The organism is Nocardia sp. NPDC059180 (genome assembly GCF_042754945.1).
Taxonomy (GTDB): Bacteria; Actinomycetota; Actinomycetes; order Mycobacteriales; family Mycobacteriaceae; genus Nocardia.
Genome location: NZ_JBHZBU010000016.1, coordinates 1 through 5214, shown reverse-complemented (window position 1 = coordinate 5214; position 5214 = coordinate 1). Strand labels below are relative to the sequence as shown.

At 55.7% G+C, this 5214-nt stretch carries 2 rRNA genes; both read left to right on the top strand.

What is annotated here, in order from left to right:
* The first annotated feature begins 195 nt into the window (after positions 1 to 195).
* Positions 196 to 1714: ribosomal RNA gene (locus ACFXNW_RS29960) — 16S ribosomal RNA — on the top strand.
* Between the two features lie 321 nt (positions 1715 to 2035).
* A 23S ribosomal RNA gene (locus ACFXNW_RS29955) occupies positions 2036 to 5170 on the top strand.
* The 16S and 23S rRNA genes sit together here, the layout of an rRNA operon.
* Positions 5171 to 5214: the final 44 nt, after the last annotated feature.

Sequence of the window (5214 nt, the reverse complement as noted above, 5' to 3'; positions counted from 1 at the left end):
TGTTCTTTGAGAACTCAATAGTGTGTCGATGAATGTCAGTGCCAATTATTATATTGGTTCCGGCCTCTCATACCCCCCGGTTGACGAGGTCGGACATTTAGTCAGCAAATCTTTTTGCTGGCGTTTTGTTTTGCTAGGTTTTCGGACTCTAGTTTAGATATTTCTGATTCACCTCTTGGGGTGTTTCGAGAGTCTTCAACGGAGAGTTTGATCCTGGCTCAGGACGAACGCTGGCGGCGTGCTTAACACATGCAAGTCGAGCGGTAAGGCCCTTCGGGGTACACGAGCGGCGAACGGGTGAGTAACACGTGGGTGATCTGCCTCGCACTCTGGGATAAGCCTGGGAAACTGGGTCTAATACCGGATATGACCTCGAGTCGCATGGCTCTTGGTGGAAAGATTTATTGGTGCGAGATGGGCCCGCGGCCTATCAGCTTGTTGGTGGGGTAATGGCCTACCAAGGCGACGACGGGTAGCCGGCCTGAGAGGGCGACCGGCCACACTGGGACTGAGACACGGCCCAGACTCCTACGGGAGGCAGCAGTGGGGAATATTGCACAATGGGCGAAAGCCTGATGCAGCGACGCCGCGTGAGGGATGACGGCCTTCGGGTTGTAAACCTCTTTCGACAGGGACGAAGCGCAAGTGACGGTACCTGTAGAAGAAGCACCGGCCAACTACGTGCCAGCAGCCGCGGTAATACGTAGGGTGCGAGCGTTGTCCGGAATTACTGGGCGTAAAGAGCTTGTAGGCGGTTTGTCGCGTCTTCTGTGAAAACTTGGGGCTCAACCTTAAGCTTGCAGGCGATACGGGCAGACTAGAGTACTTCAGGGGAGACTGGAATTCCTGGTGTAGCGGTGAAATGCGCAGATATCAGGAGGAACACCGGTGGCGAAGGCGGGTCTCTGGGAAGTAACTGACGCTGAGAAGCGAAAGCATGGGTAGCGAACAGGATTAGATACCCTGGTAGTCCATGCCGTAAACGGTGGGTACTAGGTGTGGGTTTCCTTCCACGGGATCCGTGCCGTAGCTAACGCATTAAGTACCCCGCCTGGGGAGTACGGCCGCAAGGCTAAAACTCAAAGGAATTGACGGGGGCCCGCACAAGCGGCGGAGCATGTGGATTAATTCGATGCAACGCGAAGAACCTTACCTGGGTTTGACATACACCGGAAACCTGCAGAGATGTAGGCCCCCTTGTGGTCGGTGTACAGGTGGTGCATGGCTGTCGTCAGCTCGTGTCGTGAGATGTTGGGTTAAGTCCCGCAACGAGCGCAACCCTTATCTTATGTTGCCAGCGCGTAATGGCGGGGACTCGTGAGAGACTGCCGGGGTCAACTCGGAGGAAGGTGGGGACGACGTCAAGTCATCATGCCCCTTATGTCCAGGGCTTCACACATGCTACAATGGCCGGTACAGAGGGCTGCGATACCGCGAGGTGGAGCGAATCCCTTAAAGCCGGTCTCAGTTCGGATCGGGGTCTGCAACTCGACCCCGTGAAGTTGGAGTCGCTAGTAATCGCAGATCAGCAACGCTGCGGTGAATACGTTCCCGGGCCTTGTACACACCGCCCGTCACGTCATGAAAGTCGGTAACACCCGAAGCCGGTGGCCTAACCCCTTGTGGGAGGGAGCCGTCGAAGGTGGGATCGGCGATTGGGACGAAGTCGTAACAAGGTAGCCGTACCGGAAGGTGCGGCTGGATCACCTCCTTTCTAAGGAGCATCTGCACTAATCACCTCGAACAGTCGAGTGTGGTTGTGCCAGAGCCGCTTATGTCCTCGAATGTGGGACTGCGGAGCTCAAGGGTGGAACGCTGACAACTTCTTCTCATCGGTGCTGGTCCACTGTGGCCGGCCGAGTTGATATATCGACACACTGTTGGGTCCTGAAAGAACAGACGTTCTTTCCAGGCAAAAAAACGATCCGTTCGGATCTTCGGTTAGTACCGCAGGGCTTTGCTCTGGCCGGCTTCGAGGTTCGATCCGAGTGGGTGTGTTGTTTGAGAACTGCACAGTGGACGCGAGCATCTTTGTTAGTAAGTGTTTAAGAGCGTACGGTGGATGCCTTGGCACCAGGAGCCGATGAAGGACGTAGGAGGCTGCGATAAGCCTCGGGGAGCTGTCAACCGAGCTGAGATCCGAGGATTTCCGAATGGGGAAACCCAGCACGAGTGATGTCGTGTTACCCGCGCCTGAATATATAGGGCGTGTGGAGGGAACGTGGGGAAGTGAAACATCTCAGTACCCACAGGAAGAGAAAACAATAGTGATTCCGTGAGTAGTGGCGAGCGAAAGCGGAAGAGGCTAAACCATGCGGATGTGATAGCCGGCAGGCGTTGTCCGTGTGGGGTTGTGGGATCATTCTTCTTGCTTCTGCCGAAGTGAGCACAAGTCAGAAACCGTTGTGTTAGCTGAATTGGTCTGGGACGGCCAACCATAGACGGTGAGAGTCCGGTAAGTGAAAACGCAACGGCTTGTGTGGATGACTCCCGAGTAGCAGCGGGCCCGTGAAATCTGCTGTGAATCTGCCGGGACCACCCGGTAAGCCTGAATACTCCCTGGTGACCGATAGCGGACTAGTACCGTGAGGGAAAGGTGAAAAGTACCCCGGGAGGGGAGTGAAATAGTACCTGAAACCGTGCGCTTACAATCCGTCAGAGCCTTTGAGCAGCTTGCTGCTGGGGGTGATGGCGTGCCTTTTGAAGAATGAGCCTGCGAGTTAGTGGCATGTGGCGAGGTTAACCCGTTGTGGGGTAGCCGTAGCGAAAGCGAGTCCGAATAGGGCGGTCCAGTCGCGTGTTCTAGACCCGAAGCGGAGTGATCTACCCATGGCCAGGGTGAAGCGACGGTAAGACGTCGTGGAGGCCCGAACCCACTTAGGTTGAAAACTGAGGGGATGAGCTGTGGGTAGGGGTGAAAGGCCAATCAAACTCCGTGATAGCTGGTTCTCCCCGAAATGCATTTAGGTGCAGCGTCACGTGTTTCACACCGGAGGTAGAGCTACTGGATGGCCTAGGGGGCCCACAAGCTTACCGAAGTCAGCCAAACTCCGAATGCCGGTGTGTGAGAGCGTGGCAGTGAGACTGCGGGGGATAAGCTTCGTAGTCGAGAGGGAAACAGCCCAGATCGCCGGCTAAGGCCCCTAAGCGTGTACTAAGTGGAAAAGGATGTGGAGTCGCGAAGACAACCAGGAGGTTGGCTTAGAAGCAGCCACCCTTGAAAGAGTGCGTAATAGCTCACTGGTCAAGTGATTCTGCGCCGACAATGTAGCGGGGCTCAAGTACACCGCCGAAGCCGCGGCATTCACACAATACATCCGCATCCGACTACGGTTGGGTGTGCAGTGGTGTGGATGGGTAGGGGAGCGTCGTGTAGCCAGGGAAGCAGCGGGGTGACCTAGTTGTGGAGGCTATGCGAGTGAGAATGCAGGCATGAGTAGCGAAAGACGAGTGAGAAACTCGTCCGCCGAATGACCAAGGGTTCCTGGGCCAGGTTAATCCGCCCAGGGTGAGTCGGGACCTAAGGCGAGGCCGACAGGCGTAGTCGATGGACAACGGGTTGATATTCCCGTACCCGTGTATCCGCGCCCATGATGAATCAGTTGTGCTAAGTGTCCAAATCCTCCGAGAAGACCTTCGGGTCTCGGGTGAGGGGCTGCACACGACCCCGGCTGGTAGTAGTCAAGCGATGGGGTGACGCAGGAAGGTAGCTGGGCCAGTCAGTGGTTGTACTGGTGTAAGCCTGTAGGGAGTCTGATAGGCAAATCCGTCAGACATATATCCTGAGAGGTGATGCGTAGCCGATTGAGGCGAATTCAGTGATCCTATGCTGCCGAGAAAAGCCTCTAGTGAGTTGGTACACGGCCCGTACCCCAAACCGACACAGGTGGTCAGGTAGAGAATACTAAGGCGATCGAGAGAACTGTGGTTAAGGAACTCGGCAAAATGCCCCCGTAACTTCGGGAGAAGGGGGACCACGCCCGGTGACGGCCCTTGCGGTCTGAGCTGGGTGGGGTCGCAGAGACCAGAGAGAAGCGACTGTTTACTAAAAACACAGGTCCGTGCGAAGTCGTAAGACGATGTATACGGACTGACGCCTGCCCGGTGCCGGAAGGTTAAGAGGACCGGTTAGCCACTTCGGTGGCGAAGCTGAGAATTTAAGCCCCGGTAAACGGCGGTGGTAACTATAACCATCCTAAGGTAGCGAAATTCCTTGTCGGGTAAGTTCCGACCTGCACGAATGGCGTAACGACTTCTCTGCTGTCTCAACCACAGACTCGGCGAAATTGCATTACGAGTAAAGATGCTCGTTACGCGCGGCAGGACGAAAAGACCCCGGGACCTTCACTATAGCTTGGTATTGGTGTTCGGTACGGTTTGTGTAGGATAGGTGGGAGACTGTGAAACATGCACGCCAGTGTGTGTGGAGTCGTCGTTGAAATACCACTCTGATCGTATTGGACCTCTAACCTCGGACCATGATCTGGTTCAGGGACAGTGCCTGGTGGGTAGTTTAACTGGGGCGGTTGCCTCCCAAAATGTAACGGAGGCGCCCAAAGGTTCCCTCAGCCTGGTTGGCAATCAGGTGGCGAGTGCAAGTGCACAAGGGAGCTTGACTGTGAGACAGACATGTCGAGCAGGGACGAAAGTCGGGACTAGTGATCCGGCACCGGCAAGTGGAAGCGGTGTCGCTCAACGGATAAAAGGTACCCCGGGGATAACAGGCTGATCTTCCCCAAGAGTCCATATCGACGGGATGGTTTGGCACCTCGATGTCGGCTCGTCGCATCCTGGGGCTGGAGTAGGTCCCAAGGGTTGGGCTGTTCGCCCATTAAAGCGGCACGCGAGCTGGGTTTAGAACGTCGTGAGACAGTTCGGTCTCTATCCGCCGCGCGCGTCAGAAACTTGAGGAAGGCTGTCCCTAGTACGAGAGGACCGGGACGGACGAACCTCTGGTGTGCCAGTTGTCCTGCCAAGGGCACTGCTGGTTGGCTACGTTCGGAAGGGATAACCGCTGAAAGCATCTAAGCGGGAAGCCTGTTCCAAGATGAGGTTTCTCACCCACTTGATGGGTTAAGGCCCCCTACAGACCATGGGGTTGATAGGCCGGAACTGGAAGCCAGGTAACTGGTGGAGGTGACCGGTACTAATAGGCCGAGGACTTACCAACAAAGAAGCTACGCGTCCACTGTGCAGTATCTGAAACAACACACA